Here is a 20269-nt window from a genome sequence, read left to right on the forward strand (position 1 = left end):
GAGGCGGCGAAACCCCGAAAAATGCCCATCAACCGGCAATTTTCAGGGGTTGCTGGCTGCGGCTGCCGGGATCGTTGGAGCCGGCAGTCCGTCTACGCTTCCGCTTCGCTCCAGCTACGCCGGACACGCTTCGCCCCTGCGGGTCTTGCGCGGCTGCGCCACGCGTAGCCCCGCAGGGGCGAAGCGTGGAGACCCGGCCTGGATTTGAACCAGGATGAAGAGCGATGCACCGCCCCCGCGTAGACACTTCCGCCACCGGGCCGCGGCGATCATGTCCGATTGCAGTGCGACAAGCTACAACGGCTAATTGTTATGCTTAACGAACCAGAGGTGGCCGGGCGATGAAGGTCATGCGCCAGCGATTGTGGCCGATATTGCCTTGGGCGCGCTGGACCGAGAATCCGGCCGCCTTCAGTTTGGCGGTGATCTCGTCCTCGCTGTAGCGCTGCAGCCCGATTTTCGAACGCAACTGCCGGTAATCCGACAGCGCGGTGCTGATCAGCCCGATCAGCGCGTCCTTCAGGAAGCCGTGGCGCAGGCCGAAGCCGAGCAGGGCCATGACGTCCCTGCCCATGCCGACATTGGGCTGGAGAATGTCGCCGAGCACCAGCTTCCCGGAGGGCTTCAGGATACGGCGGATGTTGAGGAGGGCGGCATCGAGCTCCTCCGGCGTCATGTATTGCGCGACCGAGTTCATCACCACGAGGTCGATCGACTGGTCCTGCATCTTGCGGATGTCGTCGAGCGAGCGGACGCGGATCTTGGTGTTCGGGGCAAATCGCGCGATCAGCCGGCCACGCACGCCGGGGGCGGGCTCGGCCAGGATCAACTGGCCGCAGGCGGCCGCCACCTGGCTCGCCGACAACGCTTCCCCGCAGGCATAGTCCAGCACGACCGCCTCGGGCGAGGGGATATAGCCGATGATGTCCCGCGCGATGATCTGGAAGTGCAAGTCGCGATGCAGCTTGCTGACATAGATCGTATGCGTGGAGTCGTAATAATCGATCCAATCGTCCATGGTATCCCGCTCAGCGGTTCCTATCTAGGAACCGGCGCTGCCCGCCTTGCGTTAGGGGTGCGACGGCGCGCCGTCAATGTCCGCGTCCTAACAGGAAGGTCTCCCGTGAGCAAAACCAGCAAGGTCTCGCCCGATCTCGATACCCCCACTGATCTGTCGTCCGATGGGGTCAAGAAGGTCTCGGAGGCGCTCAACGTGCTTCTGGCCGACGCGTTCGCGCTTTACCTCAAGACCAAGAATTTCCACTGGCACATCAGCGGCCGGCATTTCCGCGATTACCACCTGCTGCTCGACGAGCAGTCCGACCAGATCTTCGCCACCACCGACCAGCTTGCCGAGCGCGTCCGCAAGATCGGCGGCACCACGCTGAAGTCGATCGGCCAGGTCGCAAAGCTGCAGACAATCAAGGACAACAACGAGGACTACGTCCCGCCGCGCGAGATGCTGCGCGAGCTGATGCAGGACAACAAGCACGTCGCCGCCGCGATGCGCAAGGCGCACGAGGTCTGCGACGAGGCCGGTGACGTCGCCAGCGCCAGCATCCTCGAAAACTTCATCGACGAGACCGAGCGCCGCACCTGGTTCCTGTTCGAGGCGACCCGGCAGGAAGGCAGCAACGCGGCGTAGGCCGAGCTTCGTAGCTTTCGTAGTTTTTGTAGGGCGGGCAAAGCGAAGCGTGCCCACCAACTGGACTGTCCGGATGGAGTGGTGGGCACGGCGCGCAAGGGCGCGCCTTTGCCCACCCGCTTGCTGGCTACCGCCACAACCGCATCAGCGCGCCGTCCTTCCCCGTCACGGGATCAGCGGGCGGCAGCGCCACTTGCGGAATCGTCTTCAGCGCCTTCGCGTGGTTCTCGGGCGTCGCCCGCGTGATCTCCATCTTCGATCCCGGCGGATAGGCGCCGATCACGCAAAAATCATCGCTCGCCTCGATGCACTGATGCCCGGTTCCGGCCGGCAGGATCGCGACGTCGCCGGCCTTGATCTGAAGCTCCCGGCCATGGTCGCCGCCGAAGCGGACGCTTGCACTGCCGCGTGCGACGCCGAGCACTTCGTGCACCGTCGCGTGATAATGCAGATAGTCGTAGACGCCGTTCCGCCACGTCCCGCCCCAGCCATTGCGCTCGAACAGGTCTTCGATGGTCTCTTCCGGATGCTTCGGATCAAGCTTCACCGCGCCCTGATAGACCAGGAACGGAAGGATGTTGTTCGGCGCGAGGCCATCATCTTCGAACACGATGGCGAGCGGCTCGGCATTGTCGCGGACGACGGACATGGGAGCTCCCACTGGCAACAGACCTGGAATCAAGAGAGCGCGGGCCCTCTTGTTCCTTGTGAGACTCCATACGCCGGCTTGACCGAGATCAAGGCGCAGGCGGCCAATGGCGGGCACGCAGATCGAAGCGAAGGAGGGGGAACGCCATGTACGCATCCGACGTTGCGCAGCGTCATTTTTCGGCGGCCGTCGACGAGGCGGAGACGGCTGGCCTCGGGCACGAAGCCGTCTGCCGGGCGTTGCTCGGTTTGGTGATTTCGAAATATCTGGAGACGAGGTCGGTCGCCGACATCCAGGCGGAGCTGCGCTTCATCGCCGAGAACTGCGATCCCGACACGGACTTCATGTTCATGCGTCCGTGACGACGCCCCACCCCGGCGGACTCATCCGCCGGGCGATCTTGTGGCCTTACGCGCTCTTTCTTTGCCGCATCAGGTCGGCGAAGCGCTTGAAAAGATAGTGCGAGTCGCGCGGGCCCGGTGAGGCCTCCGGGTGGTACTGCACCGAGAACACCGGCTTGCCGTCGAGCTGGATGCCGCAATTGGACCCATCAAACAAGGAAATGTGGGTCTGCGTCGCGCCCTTCGGCAGGGTCGTCTCGTCCACGGCAAAGCCGTGGTTCATCGAGGTGATCTCGACCTTGCCGGTGGTCTCGTCCTTCACCGGATGGTTGGCGCCATGATGGCCCTGGTGCATCTTCTTCGTCTTCGCGCCGACGGCGAGGCCCAGCATCTGGTGGCCGAGGCAGATCCCGAAGGTCGGCGTGCCCGACTTGATCACGTCCCGGATCACAGGCACGGCATATTTGCCGGTCGCGGCCGGATCGCCCGGACCGTTGGACAGGAATACGCCGTCCGGCTTCATCGCCAGAATGTCCTCGGCGGAGGTCGTTGCCGGCACCACCGTCACCTTGCAGCCGACCCCGGCGAGCAGGCGCAGGATGTTGCGCTTGATGCCGTAGTCGATCGCGACGACGTTGAATTCCGGCTTCTCCTGCCGACCAAAACCCTTGTCCCACAGCCAGGGCGTCTCGTCCCAGCTGAAGCGCTGGCCGGAGGTGACCAGCGGCACGAGATCCATGCCCTCAAGGCCCGGCCACTCGCGCGCTTCCTCCTTCAGGCCATGCAGATCGAACTCGCCGGTCCTGGAATGCGCGATCACGGCGTTGGGCATGCCCTTGGAGCGGATCAAGGCGGTCAGCGCGCGGGTGTCGATGCCGGAGAGACCGATGATGCCGCGCGCCTTCAGCCAGCCGTCGAGATGCTTGGTGGCGCGGTAGTTCGAAGGATCGGTGATCGCGGTGCGCAGGATCACGCCGCGCGCGCCCGGCGTCGCCGCCATGTTCACCGTCTCGATGTCGTCCTCATTGGTGCCGACATTGCCGATATGCGGGAAGGTGAAGGTGATGAGCTGTCCGGCATAGGAAGGATCGGTGAGGATCTCTTCATAGCCGGTCATCGCGGTGTTGAAGCAGACTTCACCGACGGCGTGGCCTTCGGCGCCGAGACCGAAGCCCTCGAGCACCGTGCCGTCGGCAAGCACGAGGAGCGCGGTCGGTTTGTGGTCCGGCCAAGCGGTATCGTTGTCATGTTGTGTCATGAGCCCGCTTCATAGTCCCCGCAGGCGCCGCCGTCAAAGCGGAGAAGCGCCGATTCACATGCGTTTTTGCATATTTGACAGCCCGTCTCGGACACTTAAGCTCGGCCGCACAATTTCCGGCAATTTCCTGGGCTTGCGAGGCAATAATGGACCAGACCACCCCGATTCTGCTGGTTCCGGGGCTGGCCTCCTCGGCCCGGATCTACGCCCCGGTGATCCCGCCGCTATGGCGGTTTGGCCCCGTGATGATTGCCAACCACATCCGCGACGACAGCATCGCGGCGATCGCCCGTCGCATCCTCGCCGAGGCGCCGCCGCGCTTCGCCCTCGCCGGCCATTCCATGGGCGGCTACATCGCCTTCGAGATCATGCGCCAGGCGGGCGAGCGCGTGGCCAGGCTCGCGCTGATCAACACGCAGGCGCGGCCCGACACGCCGGACGCAACCGCGCGCCGGCACGCCCAGATGGAGCGCGCCAGGCGCGGCGAGCTTCGCGCCGTCCGCCAGGAGAGTTTTCCGGAGCTCGTGCATCCGTCGCGGCGCGATGATGCCGATATTCTCGCGCTCGTGCATGCGCAGGACGAGGACGTCGGCGTCGAAGGCTATCTGCGGCAGCAGACCGCGATCATCGCACGGGTGGATTCGCGCCCGACGCTTTCAGCCATCAAGTGTCCGACTCTGGTGCTGACGGGCGATACCGACAACACCATCCCGAACGCTTTCTCCAAGGAGATGGCCGAGGGCATTGCCGGCGCCAGGCTCGTGATCCTCGATCGCTGCGGGCACCTGCCGCAAGCCGAACAGCCGGAAGCGACAGTGCGGGCTCTTACCGAATGGCTCGGAACCGAGGTTGTCTGAAGGCCACGAACGGCCTAGATCAGGCGTCGGATATTCGAAGGGATCACGATCATGCTGCGCGACGACATCAACAATGCGGTCAAGGAGGCCATGAAGGCCAAGGACGAGCGCAAGCTGTCCACGCTGCGCATGGTCAACTCGACCATCAAGAATGCCGACATCGATGCCCGCGGCAACGGCAAGCCGCCGCTGTCGGACGCCGACATCCTCGCGGTGCTTCAGAAGATGATCAAGCAGCGCCAGGAGGCGGTCGAGCTCTACGACAAGGGTGGCCGCGCCGAGCTTGCCGCGCAGGAGCGCGAGGAGATCGCGGTGATCTCGGCCTACCTGCCGAAGCAGATGTCGGAGGATGACGTGAAGAAGGCGATCGCGGACGCGATCGCTGAGACGGGCGCCGCCGGCATGAAGGACATGGGCAAGGTGATCGCCGTGCTGCGCGCGAAATACGCGGGACAGATGGACTTCGGCAAGGCCAGCGGCTTGGTGAAGGCTGCGCTGTCGGGCTAAGTCGTCATTCCGGGGCACGCGTGGCGTGAACTATGATGCGCAATTGCGCATCAGAGAATCCATCGCGCTGCTGAATCCGTTGCTTAATGGATTCCGGGCTCGCGCTACGCGCGCCCCGGAATGACAAGAAGAACAAGGGAGGCAACCGATGACCGCCATCAAACCGTTCCGCATCGACATCAGCGACGACATCCTCTCCGATCTCAAGTCACGCCTCGTCCGCACCCGCTGGCCGGATGCCGAGCTGGTGGACGACTGGAGCCAGGGCGCGCCGCTGCAATGGATCCGGGAGATCTGCGCCTACTGGGCCGACGATTACGACTGGCGCGCCCGCGAGGCAAAACTCAATCGCTTCGAGCAGTTCACCACCGAGATCGACGGGCTCGACATCCACTTCATTCATGCGCGCTCGAAGGAACGGTCCGCGCTGCCGCTGATCATCACCCATGGCTGGCCGGGCTCGATCGTCGAGTTCCAGAAAGTGATCGCGCCGCTCACCGATCCCGCCGCGCATGGCGGCAATCCTGCCGATGCCTTCCACGTGATCTGTCCGTCGCTGCCGGGCTTCGGCTTCTCCGCCAAGCCGAAGACCACCGGCTGGGGCGTCGATCGTATTGCCGCAGCCTGGGCAAAGCTGATGGACCGGCTCGGCTATGCGCGCTACGGCGCGCAAGGCGGCGACTGGGGCTCGGCGGTGACGACCTCGCTCGGCGCGCAGGACCCCACGCATTGCGCCGGCATCCACATCACGCTCGCCTTCAATGCGGCGCCCAAGGTCGAGGGCGAGCCGACGGCGGAGGAGAAGCGCGCTCTCGCCGGCCTCAAGCACTATGTCGATCTCGACTCCGGCTATTCCAAGCAGCAGTCCACGCGCCCGCAGACGCTCGGCTATGGCCTCACGGATTCACCGAGCGGGCAGGCGGCCTGGATCCTGGAAAAATTCTGGGCCTGGACCGACTGCAACGGGCACCCTGAGAACATCTTCAGCAAGGACGAGCTGCTCGACAACGTCATGCTGTATTGGGCAACGCAGACGGCGACCTCCTCTGCGCGGCTCTACTGGGAGAGCTTTGGCAAGCGCCGCACCATGCCCGTGGTGAAGGTGCCGACGGGCGTCGCGGTCTTTCCCAAGGAAATCATTACGCCGGTGCGACGCTGGATGGAGCCGAACTTCCCGAACATCACCCACTGGAGCGAGATGGAGAAGGGCGGCCATTTCGCCGCCTTCGAGCAGCCGGAGCTGTTCGTGCGCGATGTCAGGAAGTTCTTCGCGACGGTGCGATAGCTCTCTCGCTGTCATTCCGGGCGACGCGCCAGCGTCGAGCCCGGAATCTCGAGATTCCGGGTTCGGTCCTGCGGACCGCCCCGGAATGACGCTGCATCGTCATGCCCGGGCTTGTCCCGGGCATCCACGTGTCTAAACTGGCGATGAAGCAAGAAGAACGTGGATGGCCGGAACAAGTCCGGCCATGACACCGAGACTGTGGAAACGACAAGGGCCCATGCTCACCGAAGCAAAGACCTACGACGAGCTCTACCGCAATTTTCGCTGGGACATCCCCGCGCGCTTCAACATTGCGGAAGCGTGCTGCGATCGCCATGCCGACGGCGCGGGGCGGCTTGCGCTGATCTATGTCGACGAGAACGGCGCCACCAGCCGCACCTCTTTCGACGAGATCGCCGAGATGTCGCGCCGCTTCGCCAATGTGCTGAAGGCGGACGGGCTTTCCCGTGGCGACCGCGTCGCGGTGTTCCTGTCGCAGTCCCGGGAATTGCCGATCGCGCATACGGCGGCGTTCCGCTCCGGCATGATCTCGATCCCGCTGTTCGCGCTGTTCGGCGAGGACGCGCTGGAATTCCGCCTGTCGAATTCGGAGGCGAAGGCCATCGTCACCGACGAAGGCGGCTGGGAGAAGCTCGCAAAAATTCGCGATCGTCTGCCCGCCCTGAAGACGATCTATGTGGTTGGCGGGCGCGCGCCGGCGGGAACGACGTCGTTCTGGGATACGGTGAAGGCCGCATCGCCCGACTTCGCGCGGATCGACACCTCGTGCGACGATCCTGCGCTGATCATCTACACCTCGGGCACGACGGGCAATCCGAAGGGGGCGCTGCATGCGCACCGCGTCGTGCTCGGTCATCTGCCGAACGTGGAGATGTGTCACAACTTCCTGCCGCGCCCCGGCGATCTCATGTGGACGCCGGCGGACTGGGCCTGGATCGGCGGGCTCATCAATGGCCTGTTCGCGTTCTGGTATCACGGCATTCCCCTCGTCGGTCACCGCGCACGCAAATTCGAGCCGCAGGCGGCGATGCAGATGATGGCCGATCTTTCCGTGCGCAACGTCTTCCTGCCGCCGACCGCGCTGAAGCTGATGCGGCAGGCCGGCGTGAAGCACTCCGGCGTCAAGCTGCGCAGCATCTTTACGGGCGGCGAGTCGCTGGGCGGCGAATTGCTCGGCTGGGTGCGCGAGACCTTCGGCATCGACGCGCATGAAGTGTTCGGCCAGACCGAGTGCAATCTCGTGATCGGCAGCAACTCGAACCTGTTTCCGATCCGCCCCGGTTCGATGGGCAAGGCCACGCCGGGCTTCGACGTCCGCATCGTCGACGACAGGGGCGAGGAATTGCCGCGCGGGCAGCGCGGCATTATCGGCGTGCGCCAGCCATGCCCCGTCACCATGCTCGAATATTGGCGAAATCCGGAGGCGACGGCGAAGAAATATGCCGGCGAGTTCCTCCTGACCGGCGATCTCGGCGTGCAGGACGAGGACGGCTATTTCTGGTACGTCAGCCGCGAGGACGACGTCATCACCACCGCCGGCTATCGCGTCGGGCCGTCCGAGATCGAGCACACGCTGATGAAGCATCCGTCGGTGGCGATGGCGGCGGTGGTCGGCATTCCGGATCCGATCCGAACAGAGTCCATCAAGGCCTGGATCGTGCTGCGTCCGGGCTTTACCGGCAGCGACGCGCTCGCGCGCGAGATCCAGGAGTTCGTCAAGGTGCAGCTCGCCGCCCACGAATATCCGCGCTTCGTCGCGTTTGCCGAAACGCTGCCGATGACGGCGACGGGCAAGGTGCTGCGGCGCGAGCTGCGGGCAAGAGGCTAGCTTCCTGCAATGGCAAAGGCGCCTCAAGCTGCGGGACTCCACCGCGCCTCACTGACGAAGCTGCACGATCTGGATGCTGCGCTCGAGCTCATGTATTACGGCTGGCGCGGGATGACGCTGGAGGCCGACGCATATCTTGCGAAGCAGGGCCTGTCGCGTCCGCACCATCGTATCCTCTACGTGGTGGCGCGCCGGCCTGACATCGCGATCGGCGCGCTGATCGAGATCCTTGGTATTTCCAAGCAAGCCCTCAACCGGCCGCTCAATCTGCTGGTGGAGCGCAAGCTCGTGACGTCGAAGCGTTCGCCCGAGCAGCACCGCTCGAAATTGCTGCGCCTGACGGAAGCGGGGCGGCGCATCGAGCAGCGGGCCTCCGACCACGAGCGCAAGGTGCTGCGCGAGGCGTTCGATCGCGTGGGGGCGTCGGGTGCGGCCGGGTGGGTGGGCGTGATGGAGGCGATCGCCGACAGCAACTGACGGAATTCTAAAGTCAACGTGGTTGACATGAGGCGCGAGCTTTGCCACTTTCCCTGCCAGGGAGGATCCGTGTCATGAGCGGACAGGCAATGAGCCGCGCGACTGCCGAAGGCTTTGTCGCGGCATGGTGCGCGAATTGGTGCAGGGTCGACATCGACGCGGTCGTCGCGCATTTCGCCGACGATGCGCGGATGCGCAGCCCTCTCGCTCTCACACTGACGGGTTCTCCTGTCGTCACCGGCGCTGAGAACATCCGTGCCTACTGGCGGAAGGCCTATGGCCACGTCGAGCGCGCCGACCTGAAGATCCTGAGCTGGAGCTGGGACGACACCATCGCGCGCCTCACGGTGTGGTGGCAGCTCGGCGACACGCGCGCCAGCGAATTCATGGATTTCGACGAAGCGGGGCGCGTCGTGCGCAGCGAAGCCTTCTATGGAAAATGACGATGCACGTTTCTGATTTCGTCCTGCTTCTCAACACGCTCTGGTTCGTCGGCGCCTTCATCCAGTTCAGCATCGCGCAAGCCAACACGTTGAAGATCCTGCTGCCACGGGAAGAGCGCAGCAATCCGATCGCGCCGACCCTGGCGGCCAGCGTGGCGTTCCTGGGCGGGATGAATCTGCCGATCGGGCTCCTGTCGCTCTATCTTCTTGCCGCCCGTCCATCTTTCTTCCAGCCGAGCGAAGCGCAGCTCGCGCTGTTCCTGTTCTTCGCCGCCTGCCATTTCAGCCAGTTCGCCTATAACGTTCCGGTGCTGATGCGCGGAGGCCGCGTCGGGGTGGCCTACTGGCCCGTGTTGAAGGGCCCGATGCTCCGGATCTTCGTCATCGACGCGGTCCTGTTCGCGGCCAATCTCGGCGTGGCGCTCCAACTCGCGATCGGCGCCTGATCTACCGCGACGGCTCCGAGAGGGCGGCCCGCAGCATCGCAGCAAGATCCTTGCGCCGGAACGGCTTGGTCAGAATGCGGGCGTCGCCGATCTGGTCCGGCGTCCTGACGGGGCTCTGGCTGTAGCCGGAGGTGAAGAGAACCTTGAGACCAGGCCGCAGGCCGGTTGCCTGCTTCGCCAGCTCCGGTCCGAACATGCCGCCGGGCATCACGACATCGGTGAACAGCAACTGGATGTCTCCGGGCTGGCGCAGCACATCCAGCGCCGCGGGCCCGTTCGATGTCGCGATGACGCGATAGCCGAGCGACTTCAGCTCGTTTTCGACATAGGCTCGCACCATGTCGTCGTCCTCAACGACGAGGATCGTCTCGTGTCCGTCGGGTGCGGCGACCTGCTCTGCCGGCAGCGGTTTCTCGTTCGGCGGTGTCGCGAGGCGGGGAAAGAACAGCCTGACGACGCTGCCTTGACCTGGTTCGGATTGCATTTGCACCAGCCCGCCGGATTGTCGCGCAAACCCGTAGACCATGCTGAGGCCGAGACCGGTCCCCTTGCCGACCTCCTTGGTGGTGAAGAACGGTTCGAACGCGCGCCCCAACACCTCGCGGCTCATGCCGGTCCCCGTATCCTTCACGGCCAGCATCACGTAGTCGCCCGGCCGCGGCTCGCCGTTGACGTCGAGGTCGGATTCACCGAGCGAGATGTTTCGTACCTCGACCATCAGCTTGCCGCCGTCGGGCATCGCATCGCGCGCGTTGAGCACGAGGTTGAGCACGGCCATCGCCAATTGGCTGGGATCGACGCTGGCGAGCCATAGATCCGGCGCGAGCGTGAAGCTGCAGTCGATGTGCTCGCCCAAGGTCCGCCGCAGAAGCTGCTTCATGCCGGTCACCTGCTCGGCGATGTCGATCTCTCGCGGTTGCAGCGGCTGCTTGCGCGCGAAGGCGAGCAGGCTCCGCGTCAGGTCGGAACCGCGCTCGGCGGCGGTCGCAATGTCGTCAGCGATCCGCTGCAATTCCTTGTTGCCCGCAAGCCTGTCGGCGAGGTGCTCCGAGTTGCCGAGAATGACGGTCAGGAGATTGTTGAAATCGTGCGCCACGCCGCCGGTGAGCTGGCCCATGGCTTCCATCTTCTGGGACTGGCTGAGCTTGTGGCTGAGATCCGCGATGGCGGCGCGCTGCTGTTCGAGCGATTCGGCCGTGCTGTTGAGCAGCGTCATCAATCCGCCGAGTTCGCCGCCCGGGTGGGGCTCCGGAATGCGCGCGCTGAGATCGCCGCGCCCGAGACTCTTGGCCATGGCGGCGAGCCGTCCGACTTGGCGACCGACGCTCACGGTCGCGAGGATCCAGACACCGGCGAGCAACAGAAGCGAAGCCACGGCAAGGATTGCCGTGTCCTCCAACAGCCGGCGATTGGCCGCCGCCAGCAGCCCGTCCTTGGATCGGCCGACCAGGATGGTGAGGCCCGCCTTGCTGATCGAAGGTGAGCGGGCAACGGCCCAGATCTGTGTATGGCCCACGCCGTCGCTCACCTCGCGAAACGGCTCGCGATCGGGCGCCGCCGCAAAGCGGAACAGGTCGGAACCTGCAATGGATCCGCCGACGGGCACACTCCAGCCGCCGCCCTTGGGGGCGACCAGCACCGTACCCTTGGCGTCGATCAGCAGGATGTCCTTCTCGGCGAGCAGCCGTTTGTCGTGAAATTCTACGAACTTGTTGAGGTTGAATGAGGCGAGCAGCACGAATTTCAGCGCACCCGCCTCCGATCGCACGGGATAGGCGATCTGCAGCACCGATAGCCCGGTGAGCCGGCCGAACACCGGCTCCACTGCGACGACGCCATGAAGACCTTTCACCTGCTTGAAATAGCCGCGGTCATTCAGGTCGAGCGTGCGGTTGGTCCGCAGCGAGTCGCAGAACAGACGGCCGTCGGGATCGATGGTCAGGATGCCCGTGAACTGCGGGTATTCTTCGCGGACATCAGACAAAAATGCCGAGCACGCCGCCTTGTCGCGTGTGTCGAGATCGCGGGCACGGGCGAGCCCATAGTGAAGCTGGGCGGTGCCCTTGATCTTCTCGTCCAAATCGCCCGCGATGTCGTCGGCGGATGCGACCAGATTGGCCAGCGCCGCGTCGATCTCACTGGCCCGGTTCTGCACGAAACGGAGCCCGACCAGGATCGCCGGCACGAGCATGGCCGCGATGACGAGGATCAGTAACCGGGTACGCAGGCTCATCGGTGGGCGATCGGCTCTCAGGCGAGGGTGGAGGTACAATTTGAGGCACGATCATCTGCCCCGTCCATAGTCATCGTCGTCAATATCGCACCAAAGGCCGAGATTCGCATTGGGATCATCGTCGCGTCGCCGCTCTCTTCGCGCCGGCGGCATCAAGTTGCGCCGCCGCGTGGCGGCGCTAATATCGCGGCAAGCGCGCAACGAAAAAACGCGCCGGTTTGCGGAGGAAGCTGATGTCCATCTCGGGCAAGGTCGATCCGGTGGTGCGTCCCGTGGCGGCGACCGACATAGCCGAGGCGCTGGTCGAAGGCCTGCGCGACTTCCAGGCGCTGCCTCTTTACGGTGTCTGCTTCGGCGCGCTCTACGCCGCCGGCGGCATCGCCATCATGCTCTGCCTCACCGCCTTCGGCATGGTCTATCTGGTCTATCCCCTTGCCGCCGGTTTTGCGCTGATCGGGCCGTTCGTGGCGATCGGCCTCTACGAAATCAGCCGCCGCCGCGAGCGTGGCGAGCCGGTCTCATTCGGTGCGATCTGGTCGGCGATCCGTTCGCGCAGCGAGATCGGCTGGATGGCCTTCGTGACGTTGTTCGTGTTCGTGGTCTGGATGTACCAGGTGCGGCTCCTGATCGCGCTGCTGCTGGGCCTCAATGCCTCGTTCTCGAGCTTGCAGGAGTTCATGACGGTGGTGCTGACGACCAACGAGGGCCTGCTGTTCCTCGGCATCGGCAACGCGGTCGGTGCCGTGCTGTCGCTGATCCTGTTCTCGCTGACCGTGGTGTCGTTTCCGCTGCTGCTCGATCGCGACGTCGATTTCGTCACGGCCATGGTGACGAGCGTACGTGCCGTCGTCGCGAGCCCGCTGCCGATGATCTCGTGGGCCGCGCTGATCGTGATGCTGCTGATCGTCTCGGCGCTGCCCTACTTTCTCGGGCTGATCGTGACGCTGCCGGTGCTTGGGCATGCGACCTGGCATCTCTACCGGCGGCTGGTGGCGCCGGCCGCCTGAGAGGGAGCCGGTCGCAACGGTCAGGCGCTCACGCGCTTGTGGAATTTCGCCTGGCGCGCCTTGTCCCTGCGAAGCAGAGCGCAGCGGGCGCGTCCGCCATCAGGGAACCTCGTCGGTCCAGACCTTGAAATTGACCAGAGTATTCGGACCGAAGGTCTGGGTGATCGGCACGTCTGCGGCATCGCGTCCCTGCGCGATCAGCACGCGGCCGATCCGCGGTGTATTGTTGCGGGGATCGAACATGCGCCAGCTTCCGCCGATGTACGCCTCGAACCAGGCAGCGAAGTCTCCTGGAGGCCATGGCTGCGGTGTGCCGATGTCACTGAGATAACCGGTGCAGTAACGCGCCGGGATGTTCATGCAGCGGCAGAGCGCGATGGCGAGATGGGCATAGTCGCGGCAAACGCCCTTTCCTTCCTCGTAGGCTTCGCGTGCCGTCCTGGTTGCGCGCGCGTGCTCATAGCCGAACGTGATGTGATGATGAACGAAATCGCAGATCGCCTGGACCCGCGCCCAGCCCGGCGGCGTCTTCTCGAACAGCTTCCATGCGATATCCGTCAGGTGATCGGTGTCGCAGTAGCGACTGCCCAGCAGATAGACGAGCGTTTCGGTCGGTAGCGCTTCGACGGCATGCTGAAACGCGTCAGGGAACGCGGAGTCGGGCAAGCCGCTGTCGCGAATGACGCCGTCGGCGGCAAGGCGGAAGGCGCCGGGCGGAGCCACGATGCGGCTGCACCAATTGCCGAAGAGGTCGCGATAGGGACTAATGGTCACCGGAGGGCTGGTGGTGAGCAAGTCGGGTACGATGACATCGGAGGCGCGCGTGAAATGCGTGCCTAACACCGTGATCATAGGCGTCGGCTGCGGGAATTCGTACAGCATCTCGAACCCGACGCGGAGCTTCATGCGGTGCGTTCCCTTGGCTGCGCCTTTAACATGGCTACGAAGCGGTCGAGCACAAGCCTTCGCCGGCATTGTTTCGTTCGGGCGATGCATCGGCGCTTAAAAGCGCGTGCGGGCGAGAAATCGATAGCTAATTGCCGTGAATGCGCGCACGGTGCCGCAACGTTCGAAAGGCTGTCGCTTCTGCGGACACGCAGCTCCTCGACTGTGCGCGGGCGACCTGAGATGGCTCATTCCCCGCACCGGGGAGCGAGCACATCGCGACGCCGTAGGGGCGGTCGTTTTGTGCATTGCCCGTTTCGGCGGGGGAACGGGCGCCTCCTGCATTGCCTGAAACGTCACCGCGGTTCGATTTGAGTTCGAACACCAACCGAAAGCACCAGATGCAAATTCTCTCTCCACGGCAGGTCAAGACAGACGAAGCGCTCCGGCTCGGAGTTGAGTCCGGCTGGTACGCGATCAAGGTCAGCGGGACCTTTGTCTCGGGCCCGCACGAGTCCGAAGCGGATTGCCGTCGCAAGATCGACGAGATTCACCCGCCGCTGACCAAGAAGCGATGAGCCGGCGGAGTCCGGCTGCTACGGTATCTTGATCCCCATCGCCTTCAATGCTTCCAGCATCTTGACTGGCGGCGACATCTTGATCTGCGGCGCCTTGCCCGTCTCCAGCAGGCTCTTCAGCCCCGACAGGATTGCGGGCCAACCGGTGCGGCCGCCTGAGAGGATGTCTTCGCTGAGTTGACGATCATGACGCTGGCTCAGGGTGAGGCGGACGGCCTCGCCGGCGGGCTCGATCTCGTAGGTGACGAGCGTGGTGCCGAGTTTCTCGACGAGGTCGGGCCAGTTGACGTTCCAGGTCACCGTCAGCTTCTTGGGCGGATCGTATTCGAATACTTTGCCCGCGATGTGCTCCGATCCGTCCGGCGCGCGCACGATGAACGTGCCGCCGAGCCTGGGCTCCATCTCCACCGCGAACCCGGAAAAGTACTCCCGGCTGAACTCGGCCGACGTCAGGGCCTGCCACACCTGCTCCGGCGTGGAGGCGATGTAGATCGTGTAGACGGTGAGCGGCTTGAACTGGTCGAGATCCATCGCGCATCAAATCCTTCGTTGAGCAGGCCTATTCCTCGCGCTTCTCCAACTGACGCTTCAATTCGCTGAGTGCAGCGAGCTTGCCGCGTTCGAATTTCTTGATCCAGCGTTCGCCGATCTGATGGATGGGCACGGGGTTGAGATAGTGCAGCTTCTCGCGGCCATGTCTGATGGTCGTGACCAGATTGGCCTTCTCCAGAATGACAAGGTGCTTGGCAACGGCCTGACGCGTCATCGCGAGGCCCTCGCAGAGTTCGTTCAGTGTCTGCCCGTTCCTGGCGTGAAGCCTGTCCAGCAGCGACCGTCGCGACCCATCGGCGAGCGCTCTGAAGACTTCATCCATGGTTGCGCATGATAGGCAACCAAATAGTTGCATGTCAACATGCCGTTCTCGCGCCTGATCGGCAGTGAGCGGGGAGAGGAACGAGCGAGCTTCCGTTCTCGCCTCCGCCATGCATTAATGCGCGCAAACCGCAGCGAGTCCTCCCATGATGTCCATGCAAGCCTATCTCGCCTTCGTCGCCGCCTGTATCGCGCTGGCGCTGCTGCCGGGGCCGATCGTCACGCTCGTCATCGCCAACGGCCTGCGCCACGGCACGCGCGCGGCGCTCACCAACGTTGCCGGCGCGCAAGCGGGCCTTGCCATCGTGATCGGCATCGTCGCGGTCGGCCTGACCTCGCTGATGGCAACCATGGGCTATTGGTTCGACTGGGTGCGCTTTGCCGGCGCCGCCTATCTGATCTGGCTCGGCATCAGGCTGATCTGGGCGCCGGTCGAGGGCGTCGATCTCGAGGCGCCGCCACCGCCGCCGCGCGGCGGCTTCTTCCTGCAGGGATTCCTGGTGCTGCTGTCGAATCCCAAGGTGCTGGTGTTCTTCGGCGCCTTCATTCCGCAGTTCATGGACATGAACCAGCCGCACTTTCCGCAGGTCGCGCTGCTGGGCGCCACCTTCATGGTAACGGCGGTCATGACCGATGCGCTCTACGCCATCGCCGCAGGCCGCGCCCGAAAATTCTTCTCGGCACGCCGCACGCGGATGATCTCGCGCATCTCCGGCGGCTTCATGATCGGCGGCGGCATCTGGCTGGCGCTGACACGGGCGAAGTGAGCATCACGCCATTCCGTCCTTGCGCAGCGTTGTTGTGATCTCGCGCAGGATCCGCGCCAGCCGCTCGGCCCATTGCTGCTGGCCGGTCTCGTCGGTGATCAGGTCCTGGCGGATTTCGAGGCCGGTGTTGATCAGCCCGCGCGCCTCGCCGTGGACGGGGATGGTGTAGTCGGTGACGTCGCTCACCGCATAAGGCTGGTTGTCGCCGACGACGAGGCCGCTCTCGCCCCGCAGGTGCTGCAGCATCAGCCGCGGCAGCACGGTGTCGCGGTGATAGAGCGTGCCGATGTGCCAGGGCCGCGGATCGCCGTGATAGACGGGCGTGAAGCTGTGCAACGCCACCAGCACCGTCGGCTTGCCCGCCCGCCCGCGCGCATCGATCGCCGCGCCGATCCGGCCATGATAGGGATCGAAGATCTCGCGCCGGCGCATCTCCTTGGCCGCGGCCGATAGATTCTCGTTGCCGGGGATCGCGGTCGCCTCGGAGATCACAGGGATCGAGCTCGCGGCGCCCGGCGGGCGATTGCAGTCGATCACGAGGCGCGAATAGCGCTGCGCGATCAGATGCGCATCCAGCATGCGCGCGAGCCGCTCGGCGACACCGGCGATGCCGACGTCCCAGGCAATGTGCCTGACAAGCTCGCCTTCCGCGAGGCCGAGATCGCCGAGCGCGCGCGGCAGCACCCGTCCGTAATGATCCGCGGTGAGCAGGAAGGGCGATGCGCCTGCCGCATTCACCTCATGCACGGGCGGAATGTCGCCCTCGCCGAGCAATTGGTCGGTCGCCTCGGCTGTGTCGAAAGCCATCCTGATTTGCCTATGGAGGAACAACGTGTGTAAACGGATTAACGGTATCGCGCCGTCGTCGCAACGTTGGAACACCATGAGCTCCGATCGCCTCTTCGTCTACGGCACCCTGATGCGCGGCTTCGACCATCCGATGGCGCGGCTGCTCGCGGGCCATGCGGAATTCCTGGGTGAAGCGACCTGCCGCGGCCGGCTCGTTCTGGTGAAGCACTATCCGGGATTGCTGCTCTCCGACGCGCCGACGGACATCGTCCATGGCGAGCTCTTCCGCCTGCACGTGGCGGGCGAGCTCCTGCGCGAGCTCGACATGTACGAGGCCTGCGGCGAGGGGTTTCCGGAGCCGACCGAATATCTGCGCCAGTTGGTCGATGTGGCGCGCGCCGACGGCGCCCCCGAGAAGGCCTGGACCTATGTCTACAACTGGCCCGTCACCGGTCTGCCGCGCATCGAGTCGGGCCGCTTCCTCGAGCATCAGGCCGACAGCACTTCCTTCACCATGCGCACGTCGACCTCGCGCTCGACATAGGCCCATTCCTCGGTCTGCCTGAGCATTGCCACCAGCTCCTCGAACAGTGCGGCGTCCGCGGGAGAGAATTCGAACCAGGTGAGAAAGTCGAAAGGCCCGCCGAGGTCGCGGCAGTGATAGAGCTGTCGCGCAATCGCGGGCAGGAAGCGCAGGCTGCTCGCAATGTGATGCGACTTGTCCTCGAAGATCCTGCGGCGCTCTTCCTGGGTCAGCTCCCACCAGGCCTGCGACTTGCGGATCGGAATCAGCGCAGCGCTGGTCGCCTCGATGCGGCCGAGGCCGGCCTGCACGGCAACGAGCTTCTGCTTCTCGGACCGCTCGGTGTAGCGCAGGCTGCTCGCGACGCCGACCAGCCGCCAGGCCGTGCGCGAGGGCACCAGCGGCAACGAGATGGCCTCGCTGTCGGTGACCGACAGCGCCGGCACGAAGGGCAGGGGCTCGCCCGTCACAGGCGAAATCGAGGTCACCCGCCAGCCCCCGCTCTGGCCGCCTCGAAAGGTCCTGAACATGGGGGTATGGAAGCGTGGAACCGGGGCGGATTCAAGCTTTTCCGGTCATTCCGGGCGATGCGCAGCATCGAACCCGGAATGACCGGAAGGGAAGGCAGGCTGTGAACAGCGCGTATAAGCCCGACAAACCTGACTTCTGGCCAGCCCGCACCTATATGCCTGATCCTTCGCCCGACTCACCCGGTTTCGCGCTACACACAGCCCATGCGCTTCACGCCCCAGTTCCTCGACGAGCTTCGTGCCCGGCTTTCGGTCTCCGAAGTCGTGGGCAAGCGCGTCAAGCTGAAGAAGGCGGGGCGGGAGTGGAAGGGGCTGTCGCCGTTCCAGCAGGAGAAGACGCCGTCCTTCTACGTCAACGACCAGAAGGGTTTTTATCACGACTTCTCCTCGGGCAAGCACGGCGACATCATCACCTTCGTGATGGAGACCGACGGCCTGCCGTTCGCCGAGGCCGTCGAGCGGCTCGCCAACATGGCGGGCCTGCCGCTGCCGGCGGTGACCCCTGATGCGGCGCGGCACGAGCAGCGGCGCAAGTCGCTGCACGACGTCATGGACCTCGCGGCGAAGTTTTTCGCGGAGACGCTGGCCTCGCGGCTCGGCGCCAAGGCGCGCGGCTACCTTGCCGACCGCGCCATCTCGCCGGCGACGCAATTGCAGTTCCGCCTCGGCTATGCCCCGCCCGATCGCTTCGCGCTGAAGGAGCATCTCGGCAAGCTCGGCGTCTCCGTCGACGACATGGTCGAGACCGGCCTGTTGATCGGGGGTGACGACATCCCCGTGCCGTACGACCGCTTCCGCGATCGCGTGATGTTTCCGATCACGGATCTGCGCGGCCGCGTCATCGCGTTCGGCGGACGTGCGCTGGAGAAGGACGTTCCGGCAAAATACCTGAACTCGCCGGAGACGCCGCTCTTCCACAAGGGCGACAATCTCTACAATCACCAGACCGCGCGCAAAGCCACGCATGACGGCAGCGCTTTGATCGTCGTCGAAGGCTATGTCGACGTCATCGCCATGGTCACCGCGGGCTTTGCCGGCGCTGTGGCGCCGCTCGGCACCGCGCTCACCGAGAGCCAGCTCGCATTGCTCTGGAAGATGGCGGACGAGCCGATCCTCTGCTTCGACGGCGACCGCGCGGGACAGAAGGCGGCTTATCGTGCCGCGGACCTCGCGCTGCCCTTCCTCGCACCGGGCAAGAGCCTGCGCTTTGCGCTGCTGCCGGAGGGGCAGGACCCCGACGATCTCGTGCGCTCCGGCGGGCGCGGCGCGATCGAGGAGGTGATCGGAGCTGCCCGTCCGCTCGCCGACATGATCTGGTCGCGCGAGCTCGAAGGCGGCAATTTCGCCACGCCCGAGCGCCGCGCCGCGCTGGAAGCACGCATCAAGGAGCTCACGAACGGCATCCGTGACGAGGTGGTGCGGCGCTATTATCGCGACGAGTTCGTCGAGCGGCTGCAGCGCACCTTCGCGCCGGAAGGTGGGCGCGGCTTTGGCGGCCGGGGCAATTTCCGCTCCGGCGGCGGCCGGCCATTCCAGCCGAGGGCAGGGGGAAGCGCGAATCGATTCGGCGGCCAGGGGTTTGGCGGCCTGGGATTTGGCGGCGGCCGCCGCGGCGCCCCCGGCCCGGCCCCGCTCCCGTCCGGCCCCTACCAGGCGGCGAGCCCCCAGCTGGCGTCAAGCCCGATCATGAAGGGCCAGCGCAGCGCCATGTCCCGCCGGGAAGCCCTGATCCTGCAATGCCTGATCAACCACCCCTGGCTGCTCCATGAGCACCTCGAGGAGGTCGCGGCCCTGGAACTCGCCCATCCCGAGGCCCATAAGCTCCGGGCCGGCATCATCGCCGCCTTCGCCAACGACCACCACCACTTGCCGGAACCCGGCGAGCTGGCCGAAAAGATGCGTAGCGATCTCGATCGGGGCGGATTTTCCCAGGCCCTTCAAAGGGTTGAGAACGGCATCACGACCCAGGCGGTGTGGGGTGCCCGCGAAGGCGCGGCGCGGGATGACGTTCTTGCGACCTGGCACCAGCTCGTTGTCTTGCATCGGCAATGGCATTCACTACTTAGGGAGCTGAAGGACGCTGAGCTGGCCTTGGGGGAGGACCCCAGCGAGGCCAATTTGGCGTGGCTGCGTGACGTCAAGGCCCGGATGGCCGAGGTCGACGGCACCGAGGCCCTGATCGAGGGTTTTGGCGAATTGTCGGGCCGGCTTCAGAAGAGCGTGTGATGAAAGAATCATGCGGACGGACGGGGCCGGAACCGCTAAAAGACTCGCCAAATCCAAGGTTTGGCGGCAGAAACAGGGTTAATCGAGGCTTAACGGTCTTGTAGCACTTTGGCCCAGAGGCG

23 protein-coding genes are annotated in these 20269 nt (G+C 64.8%); 14 read left to right on the forward strand and 9 right to left on the reverse strand.

Translation table 11 applies throughout. From position 1 onward, the window contains the following. Positions 1–316: 316 nt before the first annotated feature. Positions 317–1018, reverse strand: coding sequence for a class I SAM-dependent methyltransferase (locus XH96_RS06790; RefSeq protein WP_194391625.1), 702 nt, complete (start codon positions 1016–1018; stop codon positions 317–319). 105 nt (positions 1019–1123) lie between these two features. On the opposite strand from XH96_RS06790, the gene XH96_RS06795 reads away from it, so the two are divergent. Then, positions 1124–1645: a Dps family protein gene (locus XH96_RS06795; RefSeq protein ID WP_194391627.1), complete on the forward strand. Its 522-nt coding sequence runs from the start codon at positions 1124–1126 to the stop codon at positions 1643–1645. A 127-nt stretch (positions 1646–1772) separates the two neighbouring features. On the opposite strand, the gene XH96_RS06800 is transcribed toward XH96_RS06795, so the two are convergent. Further along, a complete protein-coding gene (locus XH96_RS06800) occupies positions 1773–2294 on the reverse strand; it encodes a hypothetical protein (RefSeq protein WP_194391629.1) in 522 nt (173 codons plus the stop codon). A gap of 146 nt (positions 2295–2440) precedes the next feature. Between XH96_RS06800 and XH96_RS06805 the strand changes: the two genes are divergently transcribed. Then, positions 2441–2656, forward strand: coding sequence for a hypothetical protein (locus tag XH96_RS06805; protein WP_061880434.1), 216 nt, complete (start codon positions 2441–2443; stop codon positions 2654–2656). A gap of 46 nt (positions 2657–2702) precedes the next feature. Here XH96_RS06805 and carA read toward each other — a convergent pair whose 3' ends face one another. Next, on the reverse strand, positions 2703–3893 hold the full coding sequence (carA, locus tag XH96_RS06810) for a glutamine-hydrolyzing carbamoyl-phosphate synthase small subunit (protein ID WP_028178733.1): 1191 nt from the start codon (positions 3891–3893) through the stop codon (positions 2703–2705). 146 nt (positions 3894–4039) lie between these two features. Between carA and XH96_RS06815 the strand changes: the two genes are divergently transcribed. The 7 genes from XH96_RS06815 to XH96_RS06845 all read left to right on the forward strand — a co-directional run bounded on the left by XH96_RS06815 (position 4040) and on the right by XH96_RS06845 (position 9736). Beyond that, on the forward strand, positions 4040–4750 hold the full coding sequence (locus tag XH96_RS06815) for an alpha/beta fold hydrolase (protein ID WP_194391631.1): 711 nt from the start codon (positions 4040–4042) through the stop codon (positions 4748–4750). Positions 4751–4801: 51 nt separating this feature from the next. Next, a complete protein-coding gene (locus XH96_RS06820) occupies positions 4802–5257 on the forward strand; it encodes a GatB/YqeY domain-containing protein (protein WP_061880437.1) in 456 nt (151 codons plus the stop codon). A 148-nt stretch (positions 5258–5405) separates the two neighbouring features. Next, the gene (locus XH96_RS06825) at positions 5406–6542 is read left to right on the forward strand and encodes an epoxide hydrolase family protein (protein ID WP_194391633.1); all 1137 of its coding nucleotides are present in this window, start codon (positions 5406–5408) and stop codon (positions 6540–6542) included. Positions 6543–6759: 217 nt separating this feature from the next. Beyond that, positions 6760–8370, forward strand: coding sequence for an acyl-CoA synthetase (locus XH96_RS06830; protein WP_194391635.1), 1611 nt, complete (start codon positions 6760–6762; stop codon positions 8368–8370). 9 nt (positions 8371–8379) lie between these two features. Next, a complete protein-coding gene (locus XH96_RS06835; protein WP_194391637.1) occupies positions 8380–8847 on the forward strand; it encodes a MarR family winged helix-turn-helix transcriptional regulator in 468 nt (155 codons plus the stop codon). Positions 8848–8921: 74 nt separating this feature from the next. Further along, positions 8922–9290: a nuclear transport factor 2 family protein gene (locus XH96_RS06840; protein WP_194391638.1), complete on the forward strand. Its 369-nt coding sequence runs from the start codon at positions 8922–8924 to the stop codon at positions 9288–9290. 2 nt (positions 9291–9292) lie between these two features. Further along, entirely contained in the window at positions 9293–9736 is a 444-nt protein-coding gene (locus tag XH96_RS06845; RefSeq protein ID WP_194391640.1) for a hypothetical protein, read from the forward strand. Position 9737: 1 nt separating this feature from the next. Here the strand turns inward: XH96_RS06845 and XH96_RS06850 are convergent, their stop codons facing one another. Beyond that, positions 9738–11969 carry an ATP-binding protein gene (locus XH96_RS06850; protein WP_194391642.1) on the reverse strand — a complete coding sequence of 744 codons (2232 nt, stop codon included), beginning with the start codon at positions 11967–11969 and terminating at the stop codon, positions 9738–9740. A 233-nt stretch (positions 11970–12202) separates the two neighbouring features. Here XH96_RS06850 and XH96_RS06855 point away from each other — a divergent pair, with 233 nt between their 5' ends. Next, positions 12203–12976, forward strand: coding sequence for a DUF2189 domain-containing protein (locus XH96_RS06855; protein WP_194391644.1), 774 nt, complete (start codon positions 12203–12205; stop codon positions 12974–12976). Between the two features lie 99 nt (positions 12977–13075). Here the strand turns inward: XH96_RS06855 and XH96_RS06860 are convergent, their stop codons facing one another. After that, a complete protein-coding gene (locus XH96_RS06860) occupies positions 13076–13882 on the reverse strand; it encodes a transglutaminase family protein (protein ID WP_194391646.1) in 807 nt (268 codons plus the stop codon). 380 nt (positions 13883–14262) lie between these two features. Here XH96_RS06860 and XH96_RS06865 point away from each other — a divergent pair, with 380 nt between their 5' ends. Beyond that, positions 14263–14439: a hypothetical protein gene (locus tag XH96_RS06865; RefSeq protein WP_194391648.1), complete on the forward strand. Its 177-nt coding sequence runs from the start codon at positions 14263–14265 to the stop codon at positions 14437–14439. A gap of 18 nt (positions 14440–14457) precedes the next feature. On the opposite strand, the gene XH96_RS06870 is transcribed toward XH96_RS06865, so the two are convergent. Together XH96_RS06870 and XH96_RS06875 are read right to left on the reverse strand one after the other, a co-directional pair. Beyond that, complete coding sequence (locus tag XH96_RS06870; protein WP_194391650.1) at positions 14458–14970, reverse strand: SRPBCC family protein; 513 nt, start codon at positions 14968–14970, stop codon at positions 14458–14460. A gap of 28 nt (positions 14971–14998) precedes the next feature. Further along, positions 14999–15313, reverse strand: coding sequence for a helix-turn-helix transcriptional regulator (locus XH96_RS06875; RefSeq protein WP_028178721.1), 315 nt, complete (start codon positions 15311–15313; stop codon positions 14999–15001). Between the two features lie 145 nt (positions 15314–15458). On the opposite strand from XH96_RS06875, the gene XH96_RS06880 reads away from it, so the two are divergent. After that, a complete protein-coding gene (locus tag XH96_RS06880) occupies positions 15459–16079 on the forward strand; it encodes a LysE family translocator (protein ID WP_194391652.1) in 621 nt (206 codons plus the stop codon). Positions 16080–16082: 3 nt separating this feature from the next. On the opposite strand, the gene XH96_RS06885 is transcribed toward XH96_RS06880, so the two are convergent. Next, positions 16083–16886: an N-formylglutamate amidohydrolase gene (locus XH96_RS06885; RefSeq protein ID WP_194391654.1), complete on the reverse strand. Its 804-nt coding sequence runs from the start codon at positions 16884–16886 to the stop codon at positions 16083–16085. A gap of 76 nt (positions 16887–16962) precedes the next feature. Between XH96_RS06885 and XH96_RS06890 the strand changes: the two genes are divergently transcribed. After that, a complete protein-coding gene (locus XH96_RS06890) occupies positions 16963–17412 on the forward strand; it encodes a gamma-glutamylcyclotransferase (protein ID WP_194394058.1) in 450 nt (149 codons plus the stop codon). Here XH96_RS06890 and XH96_RS06895 read toward each other — a convergent pair. Beyond that, entirely contained in the window at positions 17358–17921 is a 564-nt protein-coding gene (locus XH96_RS06895) for a chlorite dismutase family protein (protein WP_194391656.1), read from the reverse strand. The two genes, XH96_RS06890 and XH96_RS06895, sit on opposite strands and share 55 nt — an antisense overlap. 204 nt (positions 17922–18125) lie before the next feature. Between XH96_RS06895 and dnaG the strand changes: the two genes are divergently transcribed. Next, complete coding sequence (gene dnaG / locus XH96_RS06900; RefSeq protein ID WP_194391658.1) at positions 18126–20147, forward strand: DNA primase; 2022 nt, start codon at positions 18126–18128, stop codon at positions 20145–20147. Positions 20148–20269 lie beyond the last annotated feature (122 nt).

The organism is Bradyrhizobium sp. CCBAU 51765, from assembly GCF_015291725.1.
Lineage (GTDB): Bacteria > Pseudomonadota > Alphaproteobacteria > Rhizobiales > Xanthobacteraceae > Bradyrhizobium > Bradyrhizobium liaoningense.

Coding starts and splice junctions, on each gene's coding strand:
- XH96_RS06790 (WP_194391625.1), bottom strand. CDS start 1,018: ATGGACGATTGGATCGATTATTACGACTCCACGCATACGATCTATGTC.
- XH96_RS06800 (WP_194391629.1), bottom strand. CDS start 2,294: ATGTCCGTCGTCCGCGACAATGCCGAGCCGCTCGCCATCGTGTTCGAA.
- XH96_RS06805 (WP_061880434.1), top strand. CDS start 2,441: ATGTACGCATCCGACGTTGCGCAGCGTCATTTTTCGGCGGCCGTCGAC.
- carA (WP_028178733.1), bottom strand. CDS start 3,893: ATGACACAACATGACAACGATACCGCTTGGCCGGACCACAAACCGACC.
- XH96_RS06815 (WP_194391631.1), top strand. CDS start 4,040: ATGGACCAGACCACCCCGATTCTGCTGGTTCCGGGGCTGGCCTCCTCG.
- XH96_RS06820 (WP_061880437.1), top strand. CDS start 4,802: ATGCTGCGCGACGACATCAACAATGCGGTCAAGGAGGCCATGAAGGCC.
- XH96_RS06825 (WP_194391633.1), top strand. CDS start 5,406: ATGACCGCCATCAAACCGTTCCGCATCGACATCAGCGACGACATCCTC.
- XH96_RS06830 (WP_194391635.1), top strand. CDS start 6,760: ATGCTCACCGAAGCAAAGACCTACGACGAGCTCTACCGCAATTTTCGC.
- XH96_RS06835 (WP_194391637.1), top strand. CDS start 8,380: ATGGCAAAGGCGCCTCAAGCTGCGGGACTCCACCGCGCCTCACTGACG.
- XH96_RS06840 (WP_194391638.1), top strand. CDS start 8,922: ATGAGCGGACAGGCAATGAGCCGCGCGACTGCCGAAGGCTTTGTCGCG.
- XH96_RS06845 (WP_194391640.1), top strand. CDS start 9,293: ATGCACGTTTCTGATTTCGTCCTGCTTCTCAACACGCTCTGGTTCGTC.
- XH96_RS06850 (WP_194391642.1), bottom strand. CDS start 11,969: ATGAGCCTGCGTACCCGGTTACTGATCCTCGTCATCGCGGCCATGCTC.
- XH96_RS06855 (WP_194391644.1), top strand. CDS start 12,203: ATGTCCATCTCGGGCAAGGTCGATCCGGTGGTGCGTCCCGTGGCGGCG.
- XH96_RS06860 (WP_194391646.1), bottom strand. CDS start 13,882: ATGAAGCTCCGCGTCGGGTTCGAGATGCTGTACGAATTCCCGCAGCCG.
- XH96_RS06865 (WP_194391648.1), top strand. CDS start 14,263: ATGCAAATTCTCTCTCCACGGCAGGTCAAGACAGACGAAGCGCTCCGG.
- XH96_RS06870 (WP_194391650.1), bottom strand. CDS start 14,970: ATGGATCTCGACCAGTTCAAGCCGCTCACCGTCTACACGATCTACATC.
- XH96_RS06875 (WP_028178721.1), bottom strand. CDS start 15,313: ATGGATGAAGTCTTCAGAGCGCTCGCCGATGGGTCGCGACGGTCGCTG.
- XH96_RS06880 (WP_194391652.1), top strand. CDS start 15,459: ATGATGTCCATGCAAGCCTATCTCGCCTTCGTCGCCGCCTGTATCGCG.
- XH96_RS06885 (WP_194391654.1), bottom strand. CDS start 16,886: ATGGCTTTCGACACAGCCGAGGCGACCGACCAATTGCTCGGCGAGGGC.
- XH96_RS06890 (WP_194394058.1), top strand. CDS start 16,963: ATGAGCTCCGATCGCCTCTTCGTCTACGGCACCCTGATGCGCGGCTTC.
- XH96_RS06895 (WP_194391656.1), bottom strand. CDS start 17,921: ATGTTCAGGACCTTTCGAGGCGGCCAGAGCGGGGGCTGGCGGGTGACC.
- dnaG (WP_194391658.1), top strand. CDS start 18,126: ATGCGCTTCACGCCCCAGTTCCTCGACGAGCTTCGTGCCCGGCTTTCG.